Source organism: Reyranella sp. (assembly GCF_030651995.1).
Classification (GTDB): Bacteria; Pseudomonadota; Alphaproteobacteria; order Reyranellales; family Reyranellaceae; genus Reyranella.
This window is the reverse complement of record NZ_JAUSBN010000052.1, coordinates 107,665-125,823: the sequence shown is the minus strand read 5'-3', so window position 1 is coordinate 125,823 and position 18,159 is coordinate 107,665. Positions and strand designations below refer to the sequence as shown.

Sequence of the window (18,159 nt, the reverse complement as noted above, 5' to 3'; positions counted from 1 at the left end):
CTTCTCCCTGCGATAAGCTGGCTCTTGGGGGAGAGAAGGTCTCTCCACTCCGCGCTGCGCGCTCCGGTCGAGACGACGGACCCTTTCTAGGGCCGAGCTATCGCCCACTGGGCTCGAAATGAGCCGCCCGCGCGCCCTGATCCTGGGCTGCGCCGGGACCGAGCTGTCGGTCGAGGAGCGCGCCTTCTTCCGGGACACCGATCCGCTGGGCTTCATCCTGTTTGCCCGCAACGTCGACACGATCGAGAGCACCCGCCGTCTGGTCGACGAGTTGCGCTCCTGCGTGGCGCGCGGCGAGGCCCCGGTGCTGATCGACCAGGAGGGGGGCCGGGTCGCCCGGCTGCGTCCGCCGAACTGGCGCAAGGCGCCGCCCGCCCGTTTGCTGGGAGACCTCTATGCCCGCGATCCCGATGCCGGGCTCGAGGCGGCGAAGCTCAATTCCCGGCTGCTCGCGGCGGACGTTGCGTCGATCGGCTGCGACGTCGACTGCCTGCCCGTGCTCGACATCGCCTTTCCCGAAACCCATGCCGTGATCGGCGATCGCGCCTATGCCGACCGGCCCGAGCCCGTGGCGGCGCTGGGCCGGGCGGCAGCCGAGGGCTTGCTGGCCGAGGGCGTACTGCCGGTGATCAAGCACATTCCCGGACATGGCCGCGCCACGGTCGACAGCCACGAGGCGCTGCCCAGGGTTACGGCGTCGCGCGCCGAGCTGGAACGGACCGACTTCGTGCCCTTCAAGCTGCTGTCGGACCTGCCCTGGGCGATGACCGGCCACCTCCTGTTCGATGCCATCGATCCGAAGGACTGCATCACGGTTTCGGCAGGCGCCGTGCAGAACGTGATCCGCTCCCATATCGGCTTCGACGGACTCCTGCTGTCGGACGATCTCTCGATGCAGGCGCTGGGCGGGTCGCTGGGCGAGCGGGCGGCACGGGCGCTGGCCGCCGGCTGCGACATCGCCCTCCACTGTAACGGCCGGATGCCCGAAATGGTGGAGATCGCGGGCCGCACCGGTCCGATGACCGAACCCGCCCATCGACGCTTTCAGGATGGACGCAGCTTTCTCGCCCGCCATCGCGATCCCGCCGGTGCCCGGGGGCTCGCCGAAGCTGCCCGCCGGGTGGCCGAACTCCTGCCGGAATGGGGATAAGGCCGGGCCAAATCATGTGGCGGTAGGCGCTTCCGCTCACTAAACCGGGACTGCATGAACGAACCCGCCAGCCCGCCTCCCGAGGACGCAGCCATCGCCGACGGCGCCATTGCGCCAGGCGAAGCGACTCCGGCGCCGGGCGCGGACAATTTTGCGGCCGCAGGGCCCGACGTCATCGCGCCGGGCGAGGGCGAGCTGATCGTCAATCTGGAAGGGTTCGAGGGTCCGCTCGACCTGCTGCTGAGTCTGGCGCGCGATCAGAAGGTCGATCTGCGCAAGATCTCGATGGTGGCGCTGGTCGACCAGTATCTGGTGCACATCCATCAGGCCCGCCGCATGCGGCTGGAGCTGGCTGCGGACTATCTCGTGATGGCGGCCTGGCTCGCCTACCTCAAGTCGCGGCTGCTGCTGCCGGAGCCGCCGGCCGGCGAGGAACCGTCGGGCCAGGAGATGGCGGACGCGCTGAAGTGGCAGTTGCGTCGCCTTGAGGCAATGCAGGAGGCCGGTGCGCGCCTGATGGCCCGGCCGCAGCTCGGTCGGGACATTTTCGTGCGCGGTCAACCCGAGGGCATCGTCGTCGTGCGCCGCGCGGTCTGGGACGTGAAACTCTACGACCTGCTCAGCGCCTACGGCTCGCAGGTCCGGCCGAAGGATGCCGACACCTACCAGATCGAGCCGATGCAGTTCTTCTCGGTCGAGGAGGCGGCGGAGCGGCTTGGCCGCATGCTGGGCATCGCCATCGACTGGCAGTCGCTGGAGGCCTTCCTGCCGGCCGGCCTTACCGATCCGGCACGCCGCCGCTCGGCGATCGCCGCGACCTTCGTCGCCGGCCTCCAGCTCGCCAAGGACGGCCAGATCGAGCTGCGCCAGAGCGAGCGTTTCGGCCCTATCCATCTGCGTAAACGTACCGAGCAGCAGTAACGGTTCCCGCCATGTCAGACATCGAAAACGCCACCCCCGCCGTCGAAGAACCCGACGCGCTCGCGCTCGTCCGCGACCAGGCCGCCGCCAAGGAGAAGGCCGATAAGGAGGACGACGAAAAAAAAGACGACGATGATGACGACGACGAGGAGGAGTCGGAGGACGACGACGAATCCGGCGACGACGACGACGATGATTCCGACGACGATGATTCCGACGACGATGATTCCGACGACGACGATTCCGACGATGATGAGGAAGACGAAGAAGACGACGACGACGAGGAGGACGAGGACGACAAGCCCGCGAAGGCTGCCGCCGTAGAAGACCCGCCGGAGCCGGTCGAGACGTCTGGCGACACCGTCATCGAGACCGTCGCCGCCGAGGCCGTTGCGGTCGCGGCTATTGCCGCTTCGGCCGCTGTCGCGCACACGGAGGAGAACGTCACCGATGTCGTTTCGCCCGATCATGCCCAGCATCTGCGCCTGCTCGAAGCGCTGATCTTCGCCGGCACCCAGGCGCTGGACGAAAAGGAGCTGGTCGACCGGCTGCCCAACGATGCCGACGTGAAGCGCCTGCTGGCCGATCTCGCGGAACTGTATGCCGGCCGGGGGGTCAATCTCGTGCAGGTGGCGGGCGGTTACGCCTTCCGGACGGCGTCCGACCTCTCCGAGAAGCTCAAGATCGAAAAGCCGGTGACGCGCAAACTGTCGCGGGCCTCGGTCGAGACGCTGGCCATCATCGCCTATCACCAGCCGGTGACGCGCGCCGAAATCGAACAGGTGCGCGGCGTGGGCTTGAGCAAGGGCACGCTCGACCTGCTGTTCGAGCAGAACTGGATCAAGCCGATGGGCCGCCGCCGGGCGCCGGGCAAACCGGTAACCTGGGGCACGACGGACTTTTTCCTCGAGCATTTTGGCCTGCCGAGCCTCGACGACCTGCCGGGGCAGGAGGAATTGAAGGCCGCCGGGCTCTTGGATGCCCGCTCGCAGCCCCCCATATTCAGGCCAGACGAGCCCGATCTGCCGCTCGAACCGACGGAGGACGAGGCCGACGAGCCTCTCGCCGTCGAGGAAGGCTTGGCGGAGCCCGGGCGCTGACGCCCCGGAAGCGCCTTATTCGACAGGTTGCCGGGGCTTCTTAACGGATGCCATAATCGGTACACGTAATTCGACACGCCGATTGCAATCGATTTTGGGAGCATTTTGAAATGGGAAGCTTCAGCATTTGGCACTGGCTGATCGTGCTGGCCGTCGTGCTGCTGCTGTTCGGCGGTCGCGGCAAGGTCTCGCAGCTCATGGGCGACTTCGGCAAGGGCCTCTCGGCCTTCAAGAAGGGCGTCGGGGCCAAAGAGGACGAGACACCTCCGCAGGCTCAGCCGGGTACGCAGCCGGGCGACAGCGCCAAGCCGATCTCGGCTCAGGCGACGACCACCCCGCCGGGCGGCACGGTCCACCACCAGGACAACGCCGCCAAGATCTGAGACGCGGGCGACGTGAGGGCCTGACCGGCCATGTTCGGTATCGATAGTCCTGAGTTACTGGTCATTGCGGTCGTGGCGCTCGTCGTCATCGGCCCCAAGGAACTGCCGGGCATGCTGCGGAGCTGGGGCAAATGGATGGCCCAGATGCGCGGCATGGCCTCGGAATTCCGCGGCCATGTCGATGAGATGGTGCGCCAGGCCGACCTCGATGATGTGAAGAAGCAGCTCGCGGCCACTCCCGGTCTCGACCTTCAGGCGCTCGACCCCACCCGCGAGATCAAGAGCGCGCTTCAGGAAGGCATGGCCGAGGGTGAGAAGGCCATGGCCGACGCCAAGGCCAAATTCGACAATCCGCTCGCCGAGCCGGAATCGGCGCCGCAGATCGCGGTAGAGCCCCAGCCGACGCTCGAAAATGCCTCGACGATGCCCATCGCGGCCTCCGAAGCAACCCCGGCGATGACGCCGGTGGCTGCCGAAACGGCCGTACCCGAAGCCCCGGCGCCGGTTGTTTCAGCCGAGGAAAAGCCGGCCAAGGCCGTCGCGGCCGTCTGAGCGCCAACTTGCGCTTTGAATTGCGCCCCAAAGGGCGGCATAACGCGGCTCCCATGCTGCGAAGTGATCCGTGACCCAGGCATACGACGGACCCGAAGACGACAAGCCGATGCCGCTGCTCGATCACCTGGTCGAGTTGCGCAAGCGCCTGATCTATGCGCTCGTGTGCTTCTTCCTGGTCTTCTTCATCACGTTCTATTTCGCCAAGCCGATCTTCTCGTTCCTGATCCAGCCGGCGCTGGCCGATGGCTACAAGGTCGTCGTCCTCGACATCTTCGAGTTCTTCTTCGTCACGGTGAAGCTGTCGGCCTTCGTGGCGCTGATCGTGGGCTTCCCGCTGATCGCCGTGCAGATCTGGCTGTTCGTCGCACCGGGACTCTATCGCCACGAGAAGCGCGCGTTCGTGCCGTTTCTGGTCGCCACGCCGTTCATGTTCTATGCCGGCTGTGCGCTGATGTATTACGTCGTGCTGCCGTACGTGATCAATTTCATGCTGACGCAGTACGCGCCGCCCGACATCGAGAAGACGCTCAGGTCGTCGGACTATCTCGAACGCATCCTGCAGCTCGTCTTCGCCTTCGGCTTCGCCTTCGAGGTGCCGGTCCTGCTGACCCTGCTGATCCAGGTCGGTATCGCCACCACCGAGGGGCTGAGATCCAAGCGCCGCTACGCCATCGTCGTGGCCTTCGTCATCGCGGCCGTCCTGGCGCCCCCCGACGTGGTGAGCCAGATCGCGCTGGCGATCCCGCTGATGGCCTTCTACGAGATCAGCATCCTGATCGGGAGGGTGATTGAGCGGAAGCGCGCAGCCGCGGACAAGGCGGCCGAAGAGGCCGAACAGAAGGCCGAGGAAGCCGCCAAAGCCGGCGAGGCGTCCGGCAGCTAGCCATGCATGACATCCGTTTCATCCGCGAAGCTCCCGAGGCGTTCGACGCCGGCCTGAAGAAACGTGGCCTGGCGCCGCTTTCGGCCGAGATCCTGGACATCGACCGGCGCCGCCGCGCGGCGATCTCGGAGAGCGAAGCCATCCAGGCGAATCGCAAGGCGCTCAGCCAGCAGATCGGCATCGCCAAGCGCAAGGGCGAGAATGCCGACGCGCTGATGGAGGAGGTCGCCAACCTCGAGCAGAGCCTGAAGGACGGCGAGCGCGAGGCCAGCCGCCTCGACGAGGAGCTGCGCATTCGCCTCGAGGTGATCCCGAACCTTCCGTTCGAGGAGGTGCCCGAGGGCGCCGACGAGACCGGCAACGTCGAGATCCGCCGCGAAGGCAATCAGCGCAATTTCAGCTTCCCGCCGAAGGACCACGTCGCCCTGGGCGAGGCGACCGGCAACATGGATTTCGCCGCCGCGGTGAAGATCTCCGGCTCGCGCTTCGTGTTCCTGAGGAGCCATCTGGCGCGGCTGGAACGGGCCCTGGCCCAGTTCATGCTCGACCTGCACACGGCCGGGGGCGGCTACACCGAGGTTAGTCCGCCGCTGCTGGTGAAGGACACCGCCGTCTACGGCGTCGGGCAGCTGCCGAAGTTCGCCGAGGACATGTTCCGCACCGACAACGGGTTCTGGCTGATCCCCACCGCCGAGGTTTCGCTCACCAACCTGGTGAACGACATGGTGCTGGAGGAGAAGGAGCTGCCGCTGCGCTTTACGGCCTTCACGCCCTGCTTCCGCTCCGAGGCGGGCTCGGCCGGCAAGGACACGCGCGGCATGATCCGTCAGCACCAGTTCCCCAAGGTCGAGCTGGTGAGCATCACGACACCCGAGCAGTCGGCCGACGAGCACGAGCGCATGACGGGCTGCGCCGAGGAAGTGCTGAAGCGCCTCGGCCTCGCCTATCGCACCGTGGTGCTGTGCGGCGGCGACATGGGATTCGGGTCGCGCAAGACCTACGACATCGAGGTCTGGCTGCCCGGCCAGGAGGCCTATCGCGAGATTTCGAGCTGCTCGAACATGGGCGACTTCCAGGCCCGTCGCATGAACGCGCGCTACCGGCCTAAGGAAGGGAAGGGCACGCGCTTCCTGAACACGCTGAACGGATCGGCCCTCGCCGTGGGGCGGACCCTGGTGGCGGTGCTGGAGAACTACCAGAACGAGGACGGCTCGGTGACCATCCCCGAGGCGCTGCGTCCCTACATGGGCGGCCTCGAGCTCATTCCCGCGCCTCCCGCGAAGAAATGAAGGTTCCCAACCTCGCCAAGGCGCGCATCCTCGTCACCAACGACGATGGCATCCATGCGCCGGGTCTCGAGGCGCTGGTCGAGATCGCGACCCAGCTTTCGAGCGACGTCTGGATCGTGGCGCCCGAGGTCAACCAGAGCGGCGCCGGTCATTCGCTGTCGCTGTCGCGGCCGATCCGCGCCCGCGAGGTCAGCGACGGCAAATTCGCGGTCGACGGCACGCCGACCGACTGCGTGCTGTTCGCCGTCAAGCATCTGATGAAGGACCGCAAGCCGGACCTCGTCCTGTCGGGCGTCAACCGCGGCACCAACATCGCCGACGACGTGACATATTCCGGCACCATCGCAGCGGCCATGGAAGGCTGCCTGCTGGGCATCCCGTCGATTGCCTTCAGCCAGGCGTCTGCCTTCGATCATCCGGTGAAGTGGGGCACCGCGACCGCCCATGGCGCCGCCGTGGCGCGCCGGGTGTTGGCGCTCGACTGGCCGCGCAACGTTCTGGTCAACGTCAATTTCCCCGACGTGGTCGCGGCCTCGGTCCAGGGCGTGCGGGTCACCCATACCGGTACGCGCGGCTTTGGCGGCCACATCGTCGAGCGCAGGGATCCGCGCGGCGGCACCTACTACTGGATCGGCTATGCCCCGCAGGAGAGTGAGATCGACGCGGCGAGCGACATCGCCGCCGTCCGCTCGGGCCACATCTCGGTGACCCCGCTGCACCTCGACCTGACCCATGAGAGCATGCGCCGCAAGCTCGTCGCGGAGTTCGAGGCGCAGCCCATCGACCTCGACTAGAGAGCGCCCCGTGAACGTTGCCGCCATGCAGCGCCTGATCGCCGAGCTGCGCAATTCGGGCATCGCGGACGAGAGCGTGCTGGCGGCCATCGCCTCGGTCGACCGCGAGCGCTTCGTGACGCAGACCTTCGCCGAGCGGGCCTGGGAGAACACCGCGCTGCCCATCGCCTTTGGCCAGACGATCAGCCAGCCGCTGGTGGTCGCCGCCATGACCGAGGCGCTGCGGGTCGGGCCGCGCATGAAGGTGCTGGAGATCGGCACGGGCTCCGGTTACCAGGCCGCCGTGCTGGCGAAGCTCGCGCGCCGTGTCTACTCGGTGGAGCGCTTCAAGCCGCTTTCCAAGGCCGCCGAGCGCCTGCTGCTCGACCTCGGCATCTACAACGTCGTGGTCGACATCAACGACGGCAGCAAGGGCTGGCCTGGCCAGGCGCCGTTCGACCGCATCATCGTCACCGCGGCGGCCGAGGAGCGCCCGCAGGCGCTGATCGACCAGCTCGCCGTCGGTGGCATCCTGATCGTGCCGGTGGGCCGCGACCCCACCTCCCAGGTCGTCGAGCGCATCGTGAAGACCGAGAGCGGCCTCCAGCGCGACACGCTCATGCCGGTGCGGTTCGTGCCCCTCGTGTCGGGCCCGCTGCCGGTGCTGGGGCAGGGCTGAGCGAAGCTCAGCCCGAGGAGCGACAGGACATTGCCCAGGGCAATGTCCGAGAGCGCCGAAGAAAGAACGACCCTCGGAGGCTCCTATTCCCGCCAGAATCTCAATGCAGTAGTATGAGAGCATGAAAAACGCCCCTCGCTTCCCCTCGCGATGGGCCGGCCGCATGCACACGCTGGGAACAATGGCGGTGCTATCGGTCGCGCTCGGCGCCTGCAACACCGTCATGGGTGCCCGCGAAGGCACCATGGAATATCCCGGGTCCGCCGCCGGTCCCAACGCCGTTCCGGTCTACGTCGTCAAGGACAAGGACACGGTCGACGGCCTGTCGCGCCGCTACGGCGTGCCGTCGCAGACCATCATCGACCGCAACAACCTCAAGGCGCCGTACACGATCAAGCCCGGCCAGACGCTCGCCATGCCGGGGGCCCGCTTCGTCCCGGACAGCTACGGCGAGCCGTCCAGCCAGCAGACCGCCGCCGCCAATCCCAACGCGCCGTCCTCGGTGAAGCGCGAAGGGCTGGCGCCGCCGCCCGGCGCGCAGGGCGAGGCGCCGCGCTCCGCCGCGCCCGCGGGCGAACCCACGCCGCTCAGCAAGACGTCGGTCACCGTGCCGGCCACGCCGCCCGCGGCGAGGATGATCTGGCCGGTCAACGGCAAGGTCGTCTCGGGCTACGGCACGTCGGGCGGCCAGAAGAACGACGGCATCGACATCGCCGCCGCCAAGGGCACGCCCGTGAAGGCCGCCGAGGGCGGCAGGGTCGTCTATGCCGGCAACGAGGTCGCCCGGATGGGCAACCTGCTGCTGATCGAGCATCCGGGCGGCTACATCACGGCCTACGGCAACAACGAGTCGCTGGCGGTGAAGAAGGGCGACGTGGTCAAGAAGGGCCAGACGATCGCCCGGGTCGGCAATTCCGGCGGCACCGCCGAGCCGCAGCTCCATTTCGAGGTCCGCCGCTCCGGCAGGACGATCGACCCGACGACGGTGCTCGGGCCGCAGTGACGGGCGTCGTTCGCCGTCCCGTGCGCAGCCCCCTCACCTAACCTCTCCCCCTAACGGGGGCGAGGAACATGATTTTGAAACTCCTCTCCCCCGACAGGGGGAGAGGCAGGGTGAGGGGGTTACTCGAAGACCTCGCGCCTAAACGACCTTCCCGATCATCTTGTACTCGCCCTTGCGGTCCTCGATTTCGAGGACCCAGAGGTCGGGGTCGCGGGCGACCTGGCGGGCGATGTAGGCGTCGGCTTCGGGCTCGGTGACGGGCGCAGGGCCGGTGCCGCGGCTCCAGGCCGGTTCATCCTCGAGCGTGCTGGTCTGGGTGAACACGGTCACGCCGGCCTCGAAGCGGTTGATCTTCAGCAGCACCGTGCCGACATCGGGATCGCCGCGCCGCACGACGGCTGCGGGAATGAACGCGCGGTCGCAGAGACGTATCTGCGCGCTGACCCAGAGTCCGGTGGTGAGGCCCATGACCATGCGCGCCTTCATGCAGGGCGCGACCCGGCCCGTCAAACTTGGGCTTCGCGCTTGCCGATGTGGACAGGTTCGGCCAATACAGCGCGCTCCCATGGCCGATCCTCCTCTCCTTGCGCTCAGCGACATCCGCTTCCATCTCGGCGACCAGTCCATCCTGGCCGGCGTCGATCTGGGAATCGGTCCGGGCGAGCGCCTGTCGCTGGTCGGCCGCAACGGCGCCGGCAAGTCGACCCTGCTGCGCATCCTCGCGGGCGCGCCGATCGCCGATTCGGGCGAGCGCTTCGCCCAGCCCGGGGCCACCGTCGCCACCCTGCCGCAGGAGCCGGATTTCGCCGGTCACACCACGGTGGCCGACTATGTGTCCTCGGCGCTTTCCGATTCGCTGGGGCCGGACGATTATCGCGTCGCCGCCATCCTCGAGGACATGAAGCTCGACAGCGGGCGCGATCCGACCACCCTGTCGGGCGGCGAGGCGCGGCGCGCGGCGCTGGCGCGCGTGCTGATTGGCGAGCCCGACGTGATGCTGCTCGACGAGCCGACCAACCATCTCGACCTGCCGACCATCGAGTGGCTGGAGGAGAAGCTCTCGAAGTGGCGCGGCGCCTATGTGCTGGTGAGCCATGACCGGCGCTTCCTCACCAACCTGACGCGGGCCGTGCTTTGGCTCGACCGCGGCATCGTGCGCCGCCTCGACAAGGGCTATGGCGAGTTCGAGGCCTGGTCGAACGACATCATCGAGCGCGAGGCGACGGAGCGGCACAAGCTCGACCGGCTGATCGAGCGCGAGACCGAGTGGGCCGGCAAGTCGATCCGCGCCCGCCGCACGCGCAACGAGGGCCGCCTGCGCGCGCTCGCGGCGCTCCGGCAGCAGCGCAGCCAGCAGATCGGCCCCGTCGGCCGCGCCTCGATCGAGGCCGGCAGCGCCGAGGCCTCGGGCGCGCTGGTCGTGACGGCGCGCAACATCACCAAGCGCTGGGGCGACAAGGTCATCGTCGAGGATTTCTCGACGCGTATCTTCCGCAAGAACCGCATCGGCCTGATCGGGCCCAACGGCGCCGGCAAGACGACGCTGCTCAAGATGCTGATGGGCGAGCTCGAGCCCGACAGCGGCACGGTGAAGCTGGGCTCCAACCTGATGCCGGTGGTGATCGACCAGCGCCGCATCGGTCTCGACCCCGACAAGACGCCGTGGGAGACGTTGGCCGACCGCAACGACCATGTGCTGGTGCGCGGCCATCTCACGCATGTGATGACGTATCTGCGCGAATATCTGTTCCGCGACGAGCAGGCGCGCCAGCCGGTGCGCACCCTGTCGGGCGGCGAGCGCAACCGCCTGCTGCTCGCGAAGGCGCTGGCCGCGCCCTCGAACATGATCGTGCTCGACGAGCCGACCAACGATCTCGACGCCGACACGCTCGACCTGCTGCAGGAGGCGCTCGACGATTACGACGGCACCGTCCTGCTGGTGAGCCACGACCGTGACTTCCTCGACCGGCTCGTGACCTCGACCATCGTGCTCGAAGGCGACGGCACGGCGACCGAGTATGCCGGCGGCTACAGCGACTACGTGGCCCAGCGTGGGCCGCGCGTGGAGCCAACCGGCGTCACGCCGTCACGCGCAAAGGACAAGCCGGCCGCGCCAAAGGCTGCAGCGCAGGGCAAGGCCCGCCTCGGCTACAAGCGCGAACGCGCCCTGGTCGAACTGCCGAAGAAGATCGAGACCCTGCAGGCCGAGATCGCCACCCTGCAAAAGGCGCTGGCCGACCCCGACCTCTACCGCCGCGATCCCAAGTCCTTCCAGTCCAAGACCGCCCGCATCGGCGCGGCGCAGTCGGAGATCGATGCAGCCGAAAGCGAATGGCTCGAACTCGAAATGCTGCGCGAGGAATTGGGCGGCTAGCGCCGTGGAATCGCTCCCGGCACGGGGGAGGGCCTCTTCGGATCCAGTTTTTTCGTTTATTTCGTTTGTTTCGTTTACGCGGCCTTCGCCCTTCTCATGTTCCTCTCCCCCGATAGGGGGAGAGGTTAGGTGAGGGGGTTACACGGGGTGCGTCGCCCCCTCACCCAGCCTCTCCCCCGAGCGGGGGAGAGGAGGAAGAAAGGCTACTTCTTCCGCTCATAATGCGCCGCGATCATCAGCGCGGTCGCGACCGTCACCTTCTTGCCCGTCGGGATGTGCAGGAACTCGTTCGGCCCGTGCGCATTCGAGTGCGGGCCCAGCACGCCGGTGATCACGAACTGCGTCCCGGGGAACTTGTCGCCCAGCATGCCCATGAACGGGATCGTGCCGCCTTCGCCCATGTAGGCGACCGGCTCGCCGAACGCTTCCTGCGAGGCCTCGTTCACCGCCGTCTCCAGCCACGGCGCCAGCGGCGGCGCGTGCCAGCCGCTCTGGCCGCCTTCGCCGGCGTCGAACTCGACGGTGGCGCCATAGGGCGGATCGGACTCCAGCGCCTTCTTCATGGCCTTCACGGCCTCCCTGGCGTCGAGCGTCGGCGGCGTGCGCACGCTGATCTTGGCCTCGGTGTAGGGCAGCAGCACGTTGCCGGCATCGACCGGCTCGGGATAGCCCGCCATGCCCACCGTCGCGAGCTGCGGCCGCCAGGTGCGGTTCAGCACCATCTGGCCGAGATCCTCGACCATCGGCTTGGTCGTGCCGGCGAAGGGAAACTTGCGATAGACCTCCTCGCCCAGCACGCGCGCGGCTTCTGAGGCCTGCGCGATGCGCTGCGGCGGGATCTGCACGAACAGTTCCGGCAGCTTCATCTCGCCGGTCGCCTCGTCCTCCAGGCGCGTCAGCAGCGCGCGCGTGATGCGGAAGGAGGAGGGCACGATCCCCGACGCGTCGCCCGAATGCACGCCCTCGTTCAGCACGCGCACCTTGAGCGTGCCGGCCGCGATGCCCCGTAATGACGTGGTGAGCCACATCCGGTCCCAGTCGCCGCAGCCGGAATCGAGGCACACGACCAGCGACGGATCGCCGATCCGGTCGAGCAGGTGGTCGACATAGAAGGGCAGGTCGTAGCTGCCGGATTCCTCGCAACCCTCGATCATGATGACGCAGCGGGCGCGCGGGATGCCCTGCTCCTCGAGAGCCAAGAGCGCGGCGAAACAGGCATAGATCGCATAGCCGTCGTCGGCGCCGCCGCGGCCATAGAGCTTGTCGTCCTTGCGCACCGGGATCCACGGCCCCATGCCCTCGGCCCAGCCCTTCATCTCGGGCTGCTTGTCGAGATGGCCGTAGAGCAGGACGGTGTCGTCGTTGTCGTCGCCCCCATCGGTACCAGGCACCTCGATGAAGATCAGCGGCGTCCGGCCCGGCAGCCGCACCACCTCCATCGTCGCGCCCGCGAAGGCGGCAACGTGCGGCCGCGCCCAGTCGGTCATCAGCGTGACCGCCTGCTCCATGAAGCCGTTCTCCTCCCACTTCGGGTCGAAGGACGGCGACTTGTTGGGGATGCGGATGTACTCGGTGAGCGACGGCAGGATCTGGTCGTCCCAGAAGCTGCCGATGAAGGTCTTGAGCTGGTCGGGGTTCATGGGCGGGAGTTTACCTTAAGTGGGCTATTGTTCTCTAATCCATCTCGACACGAACCGTACGACGCCTGTGTAGCGCGCTACCTTGAGTGCAAATGGATTCAGCGTTGCCGTTGCAGCGGCATCGGCAAATAGAGAAAGGATCAGGCTTTCAACAAGAGTCCGTTCATTCGGAGAGAATACCAATCTGTTCGAGATGTTTGTCGAACCAACGCTGTCCCCGTCGCGATAACCGAAGCTCAAGATCTCGATATCGAAATCAATCTTGTTAGCCGCATATTTTGGCTCCCATTCACCGTACAGCGGCGTACGACCGGGTAACTCGACGACGATCAAGTTATGATAGTATTCATCCCAAGCTCGAGCGGCAGCTCCCAATGCAATCTGGCCTCCATTCAGTTCAAGGACAGTACTTTCAGGGAGCACATATTTAGAGTCCATCGTTTGATCCTTCCTGATCGCACGTGCTCACCTCATCTTTCACGAGCTTCTCCGCCTCGATGTTGGCCGGATCGAACCATGGCGCGGCGCGGTCGAAGGCGGCGACTTCGACAGGGTCGACCAGGGTTTCGAAGCCGTGGAGGATGTTGTTGCGGATGCGGCGCAGTGTGTCGAGCTGCTGGAGCCTGTCCTTCGGCAGGTTGAAACGCGGCTCCTCGAAGAGGCTTTCGAGGGGGCAGTCTAGCGCCGGAAGTCCTGCCTGCAAGCACCTGAGGTGCGGAGGCGTTGGCCGCCAGGGAGATGCCGGAGCAAAGAGGGTCACTCCGTGGACTTCCGATCCGGGGTCGTATCGAGAGACATGAAATAGAGATGAAAAAAGAAAAACGTCAACAGCCCACGAGCAACATTGACCCCAAACACCCGCGCATAGCCGGCGACCACTGGCACCGGATATTGAGCATTACAGATATTGGAATCGCCGTATGCGAGATGAAATGATCCCCAGTATGTAATTGCGGCAAAGATGACCAATGGGATCAATCCAAGCTTCTGTTCTTGCTGGTCACCTTTTCCTGACTTCATTCTTGCTTGATAGGCCACGACATCTAGCGGTCGGGATTTTAGATGAAGGGCCATGACGATACTGGCAAATTCGTAGACGAAAGCCGTCCAGAACAGAAAGCGAGCTCCGAGTGTTGCGTTGCACGCGGCTCTCGAGCCGCTTCGCGCCCGCATGAAGTCAGCGAGCAGGCCTACTTGGAGTTGATCGGCGACAATCACTACGGCTGTTACCAATGTCGAAAGAACGACAATGGAAGATAGAAGAACTCGCTCGTACTTTGTGATTCTGTTATTTGCCGGAGGAAGAAACATCAGCTGGTGCCAAACTGGTCAGAAGCCGTGGCGCGAGTATATCCTCGCCCACTCAAGCCATCTCAACCCAGAGTATTATGCCTTCGGCAATTTTTCACTTCCAGTCTTCTCCGTGGCCCTGGAGTCTGGGGCAGCATCGGCCTTCTTTTCCGCTTCTTTCGATTTCTCCGGCTCGCCCTCCTGGGGCTTTTCTGTCTCTTCCTTGACGGGCTCTACCGGTTTCAGGGTCTCGTCCGTCACGGGCTTCTCAGTGTCGTCCTTCACAGGCTCTTCTGCTTCCGCGTTCGCAGGCTCCTCGTCCTCGACGACGGCTTTTGCCTGTTCTTTCACGGGCTCTTCGGTTTCCGTGTTCGCACGCTCCTCGACCTCATCTCCGGCAGATTTCTCCGCTTCGTCCTTTGCGGGCGTCTCGTCCTCGGCCTTCGCAGGCTCCGGCGGCTTGACATCGGCGGGGTCGAACCATGTCGCGGCGCGGTCGAAGGCGGCGACGAGGGCGGCGGCCTCGGTCGGGTCGACGAGAGTCTCGAAGCCGTGGAGGATGTTGTTGCGGATGCGGCGCAGCGTATCGAGCTGGCGCAGGCGGTCCTTCGAGAGGTTGAAGCGCGGTTCCTCGAACAGGCTTTCGAGCGGGACGGTCCGGTCGCCTTCCATGTCGGCGTGGCGCTTGACCTCGCGTTCGAAGTTCACGGCGGCGTTCAGCACGGCCTGGTAGGGCATCTTGAGGTCGAGCAGCTGCTTCGGCGCCAGCGCTTCCACGGGGGTCCGCTTGGTGGGGGCGTGGGCGAGGTTGCGGAAGAGCGGGCGCTGGCCGTCTTCCGGCTTTTCCGGCTCGGGTTCGGGCAGCGCGCCTTGCTCCTTCAGCTCCTCGATGCCGACCCGGATGCTGACGAAGTCGTTGGCGGGCTTCGGGGCGGGCTTCGCCGCAGGCTCAGGGACGAGCGCTGGGACGGGAACAGGAGGAGCCGGCTCCTCGACCGGCTTGGCGACGGGCTCGACGACGGGCTCGACGACGGGCTCGACGAGGGGCTCGACCGTCGGCGCGGCGATGAGCGCGGGCGCGGGCTCCGGTTCCTTCTCGGGCGCTTTCTCAGGCGGACGCAGCTTGAGCGGCTCCGGCGCCGGGGCGCTGACCGCCGCCGGCGCGGGCTGATCGCTCCGGGCGGTCCGCGCGGCGCGCAGCACCAGGCCCTGCGCGGCCAGGATGCAGAAGAACGCCACGCCGCCCGCCGTCACCCCGTCGAGCGGCATCTGCTTGGCCTGGGCCACGAGCGTCCCGTAGGCCGCGCCGCCGGCCAGCGGCAGCACCAGCTCTTTCAGCACGCGTAGCGCGATTGGCGTCCTGCCAGCCTTACTCTTGTCCATCGACCCCAATCCATTCGCTCCGGCCCACGCGCGGCCGGTAAAAGCCGGCGCCCTACTAACAAACCTCGGCAGTGCGACCAAGCGCCAGGGCAAGCGGAGGGCGGGGGAGAAGCGTCCCCCGCCCGAGTTGACGCCAACGGACCTGTCCGCTACCCCCACGCCACCCCCGAAGGACCCCCAAAAAGTGCCCGATTCCGCCGCTCTTCCCGCTTCCGACGCCCGTCTGGCCGGCCATCCCGCCGGGCTCAGGCGCACGTTTGCGATCATCTCGCATCCCGACGCCGGCAAGACGACGCTGACGGAGAAGCTGCTGCTGTTCGGCGGCGCCATCCATGTCGCCGGTGCCGTAAAGGCGCGCGGCGAGGCGCGGCGGGCGCGTTCGGACTGGATGAAGATCGAGCAGCAGCGCGGCATCTCGGTCACCACCTCGGTGATGCATTTCGAGTATGGCGGCGCCGTCTTCAACCTGCTCGACACGCCTGGCCATGAAGACTTCAGCGAGGACACCTACCGCACGCTGACCGCCGTCGATTCGGCGGTGATGGTGATCGACGCCGCCAAGGGCATCGAGGCGCGCACCCGCAAGCTGTTCGAGATCTGCCGCCTGCGCGACGTGCCGATCATCACCTTCATCAACAAGATGGATCGCGAGTCCAAGGACCCGATCGAGCTGCTGGACGAGGTCGCCTCGACCCTGGCGCTCGACGTCTCGCCGATGACCTGGCCGACCGGCTCGGGCCAGAACTTCAAGGGCACCTACGATCTCAACAACAACCGCATGCTGGTGTTCGACAACACCGACAGGAGCCGCATCGGCGAGGTGATCGAGAACTACACGATCGCCGATCCCAACTTCGCCGAAGAGGTCGAGCTGGTGCGCGCGGGCTATCCCGCCTTCGATCTCGAAAGCTATCGCGCCGGCCACCTGTCGCCGGTGTTCTTCGGCTCGGCCTACAACAATTTCGGCGTGAAGGAACTGCTCGACGCGATCGCCGCCTGGGCGCCGCCGCCGCGGCCGCAGCCCGCCGAGCCGCGGCCGATCGAGCCGACCGAGCCCAAGGTCTCGGGCTTCGTGTTCAAGGTCCAGGCCAACATGGATCCCAACCACCGCGACCGCATCGCCTTCCTGCGCCTGTGCAGCGGCAAGTTCCGCCGCGGCATGAAGCTCACGCAGATGGGCACGGGCAAGATCCTGTCGGTCAACTCGCCGATCCTGTTCTTCGCCCGCGAGCGCGAGATCGTCGACGAGGCGTGGCCCGGCGACATCATCGGCATTCCCAACCACGGGGTGCTGCGGGTCGGCGACACGCTGACCGAGGGCGAGACGCTGAAGATCGTCGGCATCCCCAACTTCGCGCCGGAAATCCTGCGCCGCGTGCGGCTGGAAGATCCGATGAAGTCCAAGCAGCTGCGGCGCGCACTGGAGGATCTGGCGGAAGAGGGCGTGACGCAGGTGTTCCGCCGGGTCATCGGCGGCGACCATATCGTGGGCGTCGTCGGCGAGCTGCAGCTCGACGTGCTCAAGACCCGCGTCGAGGCCGAGTACAACGTCCTTATCGATCTCGAGCCCGCGCCCTTCGAGACCGCGCGCTGGATCTCGGCCGAGACCAAGGCCGACCTGGAAGAGTTCATGTCCGCCAATCGCGGCGGCATGTCCGAGGACCGCGACGGCTCCCCGGTGTTCCTCGCGCGCAACGCCTGGGAGCTGGGCTACATCGCCGAGAAGAGCCCCAAGGTGAAGTTCTCGGATATCAGGGAGCGATCCTGATCTCTTCTCATGTTCCTCTCCACCGCTAGGGGGAGAGGCTAGGTGAGGGGGTTACAGGTGGTGCGCGACCCCCTCACCCAACCTCTTCCCCGATCGGGGGAGAGGAGTCCGAGTGTCTAGGAAGGCGACCAGCCGTAGGCCTTGGCGCAGGCGCCGCCCATCAGCATGGCGCGTTCGCTGTCGCTGAGCGTCTTGGTCTCCAGGAACGGCTTCACCGCGTTCTCGTAGTTCACGACGGCAAACGCGCGGGTCCAGTCGGTGCCCCAGAGGCAGCGCTCGAAGCCCCAGGCATCGAAGATGCGCTTCAGCGGATCCCAGATGTCGGGGAACGGATAGGGCTGCTTCGAGAGCGTGCAGGCGCCGCTGATCTTGATCACGGCGTTGGGGCGCTTCGCGAGGTCGAGGATCTTCGGCAGGTCGGCCCACGGCTCGGCGGGGGCGGGCGGGACGCGCGGCTGCAGCAGGCCGAGATGGTCGACGATGAAGCGCGTCTCGGGATGGCGGTCGATGATCTGCATGCCCTCGTCGACCCTGCCCCAGAACAGGAAGTTGAGCGGCAGATCGTATCGGACCGCGGCCCGGCAGATGCGGTCGAGGCCGGGATGGTCGGCGGCGCGCTTCTCCTCCTCGCGCAGGAAGATGCGGATGCCGACCGCGCCCGGCGTCTCCTTCCACTTGGCGATCACGTCGGCCACGTTCTCGTCATCGGGATCGACGGGCTTCACGATGGCTATGCGGGTGGGATGCCGGCGGGCCACGTCCTCGGCGTAGCTGGCGTCATAGCGGTACGTCGCGAAGGGCGAGATCATGATCGCGCCGTCGACGCCGACCGCGTCCATCGCCTCGACCATCTCGTCCCCGGTCACGTGCGCGGGCCAGTTCGGCACGGTGGCCCACGGCCGCTGCGGCGTGTTGGCCTCGTAGGCGTGGACCTGGGAATCGATGATCGGCATGGGTGTTTCCTCTTT

General features: G+C 66.4%; 19 protein-coding genes. 12 read left to right on the top strand and 7 right to left on the bottom strand.

Going from position 1 to position 18,159, the window contains the following annotated elements; genetic code table 11:
- Nucleotides 1–118 precede the first annotated feature (118 nt).
- The 10 genes from nagZ to Q7V45_RS15945 all read left to right on the top strand — a co-directional run bounded on the left by nagZ (nucleotide 119) and on the right by Q7V45_RS15945 (nucleotide 8,736).
- Entirely contained in the window at nucleotides 119–1,150 is a 1,032-nt protein-coding gene (nagZ, locus tag Q7V45_RS15990; protein ID WP_304853823.1) for a beta-N-acetylhexosaminidase, read from the top strand.
- Between the two features lie 54 nt (nucleotides 1,151–1,204).
- On the top strand, nucleotides 1,205–2,071 hold the full coding sequence (locus tag Q7V45_RS15985) for a ScpA family protein (protein ID WP_304853822.1): 867 nt from the start codon (nucleotides 1,205–1,207) through the stop codon (nucleotides 2,069–2,071).
- An 11-nt stretch (nucleotides 2,072–2,082) separates the two neighbouring features.
- Nucleotides 2,083–3,171, top strand: a complete 1,089-nt coding sequence (gene scpB / locus Q7V45_RS15980) for an SMC-Scp complex subunit ScpB (RefSeq protein ID WP_304853820.1) — start codon at nucleotides 2,083–2,085, stop codon at nucleotides 3,169–3,171.
- Nucleotides 3,172–3,281: 110 nt separating this feature from the next.
- Nucleotides 3,282–3,554: a twin-arginine translocase TatA/TatE family subunit gene (locus Q7V45_RS15975; RefSeq protein ID WP_304853819.1), complete on the top strand. Its 273-nt coding sequence runs from the start codon at nucleotides 3,282–3,284 to the stop codon at nucleotides 3,552–3,554.
- A gap of 30 nt (nucleotides 3,555–3,584) precedes the next feature.
- Nucleotides 3,585–4,106 (top strand): Sec-independent protein translocase protein TatB, encoded by a 522-nt coding sequence (gene tatB, locus Q7V45_RS15970; protein ID WP_304853816.1) that lies wholly within the window; start codon nucleotides 3,585–3,587, stop codon nucleotides 4,104–4,106.
- Nucleotides 4,107–4,176: 70 nt separating this feature from the next.
- Nucleotides 4,177–4,992, top strand: coding sequence for a twin-arginine translocase subunit TatC (gene tatC, locus Q7V45_RS15965; protein WP_370692611.1), 816 nt, complete (start codon nucleotides 4,177–4,179; stop codon nucleotides 4,990–4,992).
- Between the two features lie 2 nt (nucleotides 4,993–4,994).
- Complete coding sequence (serS, locus tag Q7V45_RS15960; protein WP_304853814.1) at nucleotides 4,995–6,281, top strand: serine--tRNA ligase; 1,287 nt, start codon at nucleotides 4,995–4,997, stop codon at nucleotides 6,279–6,281.
- Nucleotides 6,278–7,075: a 5'/3'-nucleotidase SurE gene (gene surE / locus Q7V45_RS15955; protein ID WP_304853812.1), complete on the top strand. Its 798-nt coding sequence runs from the start codon at nucleotides 6,278–6,280 to the stop codon at nucleotides 7,073–7,075. The genes serS and surE overlap by 4 nt, the downstream gene beginning before the upstream one ends.
- 25 nt (nucleotides 7,076–7,100) lie before the next feature.
- Entirely contained in the window at nucleotides 7,101–7,733 is a 633-nt protein-coding gene (locus Q7V45_RS15950) for a protein-L-isoaspartate(D-aspartate) O-methyltransferase (protein ID WP_304853838.1), read from the top strand.
- 121 nt (nucleotides 7,734–7,854) lie between these two features.
- On the top strand, nucleotides 7,855–8,736 hold the full coding sequence (locus tag Q7V45_RS15945; protein WP_304853810.1) for a M23 family metallopeptidase: 882 nt from the start codon (nucleotides 7,855–7,857) through the stop codon (nucleotides 8,734–8,736).
- Between the two features lie 138 nt (nucleotides 8,737–8,874).
- Here Q7V45_RS15945 and Q7V45_RS15940 read toward each other — a convergent pair whose 3' ends face one another.
- Entirely contained in the window at nucleotides 8,875–9,222 is a 348-nt protein-coding gene (locus tag Q7V45_RS15940) for a DUF1491 family protein (RefSeq protein WP_304853808.1), read from the bottom strand.
- Between the two features lie 79 nt (nucleotides 9,223–9,301).
- On the opposite strand from Q7V45_RS15940, the gene Q7V45_RS15935 reads away from it, so the two are divergent.
- Nucleotides 9,302–11,110 carry an ABC-F family ATP-binding cassette domain-containing protein gene (locus Q7V45_RS15935; protein WP_304853807.1) on the top strand — a complete coding sequence of 603 codons (1,809 nt, stop codon included), beginning with the start codon at nucleotides 9,302–9,304 and terminating at the stop codon, nucleotides 11,108–11,110.
- Between the two features lie 203 nt (nucleotides 11,111–11,313).
- Here Q7V45_RS15935 and Q7V45_RS15930 read toward each other — a convergent pair whose 3' ends face one another.
- The 5 genes from Q7V45_RS15930 to Q7V45_RS15910 form a co-directional block, all read right to left on the bottom strand.
- Nucleotides 11,314–12,750: a M20 family metallopeptidase gene (locus Q7V45_RS15930; protein WP_304853806.1), complete on the bottom strand. Its 1,437-nt coding sequence runs from the start codon at nucleotides 12,748–12,750 to the stop codon at nucleotides 11,314–11,316.
- 24 nt (nucleotides 12,751–12,774) lie between these two features.
- On the bottom strand, nucleotides 12,775–13,188 hold the full coding sequence (locus Q7V45_RS15925; protein ID WP_304853803.1) for a hypothetical protein: 414 nt from the start codon (nucleotides 13,186–13,188) through the stop codon (nucleotides 12,775–12,777).
- Nucleotides 13,178–13,453 (bottom strand): hypothetical protein, encoded by a 276-nt coding sequence (locus Q7V45_RS15920; protein WP_304853801.1) that lies wholly within the window; start codon nucleotides 13,451–13,453, stop codon nucleotides 13,178–13,180. The genes Q7V45_RS15925 and Q7V45_RS15920 overlap by 11 nt, the downstream gene beginning before the upstream one ends.
- 53 nt (nucleotides 13,454–13,506) lie before the next feature.
- On the bottom strand, nucleotides 13,507–13,968 hold the full coding sequence (locus Q7V45_RS15915) for a hypothetical protein (RefSeq protein WP_304853800.1): 462 nt from the start codon (nucleotides 13,966–13,968) through the stop codon (nucleotides 13,507–13,509).
- Nucleotides 13,969–14,136: 168 nt separating this feature from the next.
- Nucleotides 14,137–15,381: a hypothetical protein gene (locus tag Q7V45_RS15910; RefSeq protein WP_304853798.1), complete on the bottom strand. Its 1,245-nt coding sequence runs from the start codon at nucleotides 15,379–15,381 to the stop codon at nucleotides 14,137–14,139.
- Nucleotides 15,382–15,607: 226 nt separating this feature from the next.
- Between Q7V45_RS15910 and Q7V45_RS15905 the strand changes: the two genes are divergently transcribed.
- On the top strand, nucleotides 15,608–17,191 hold the full coding sequence (locus tag Q7V45_RS15905; protein WP_370692610.1) for a peptide chain release factor 3: 1,584 nt from the start codon (nucleotides 15,608–15,610) through the stop codon (nucleotides 17,189–17,191).
- 116 nt (nucleotides 17,192–17,307) lie between these two features.
- Here Q7V45_RS15905 and Q7V45_RS15900 read toward each other — a convergent pair whose 3' ends face one another.
- Nucleotides 17,308–18,144 carry an amidohydrolase gene (locus tag Q7V45_RS15900; RefSeq protein WP_304853796.1) on the bottom strand — a complete coding sequence of 279 codons (837 nt, stop codon included), beginning with the start codon at nucleotides 18,142–18,144 and terminating at the stop codon, nucleotides 17,308–17,310.
- Between the last annotated feature and the right edge of the window lie 15 nt (nucleotides 18,145–18,159).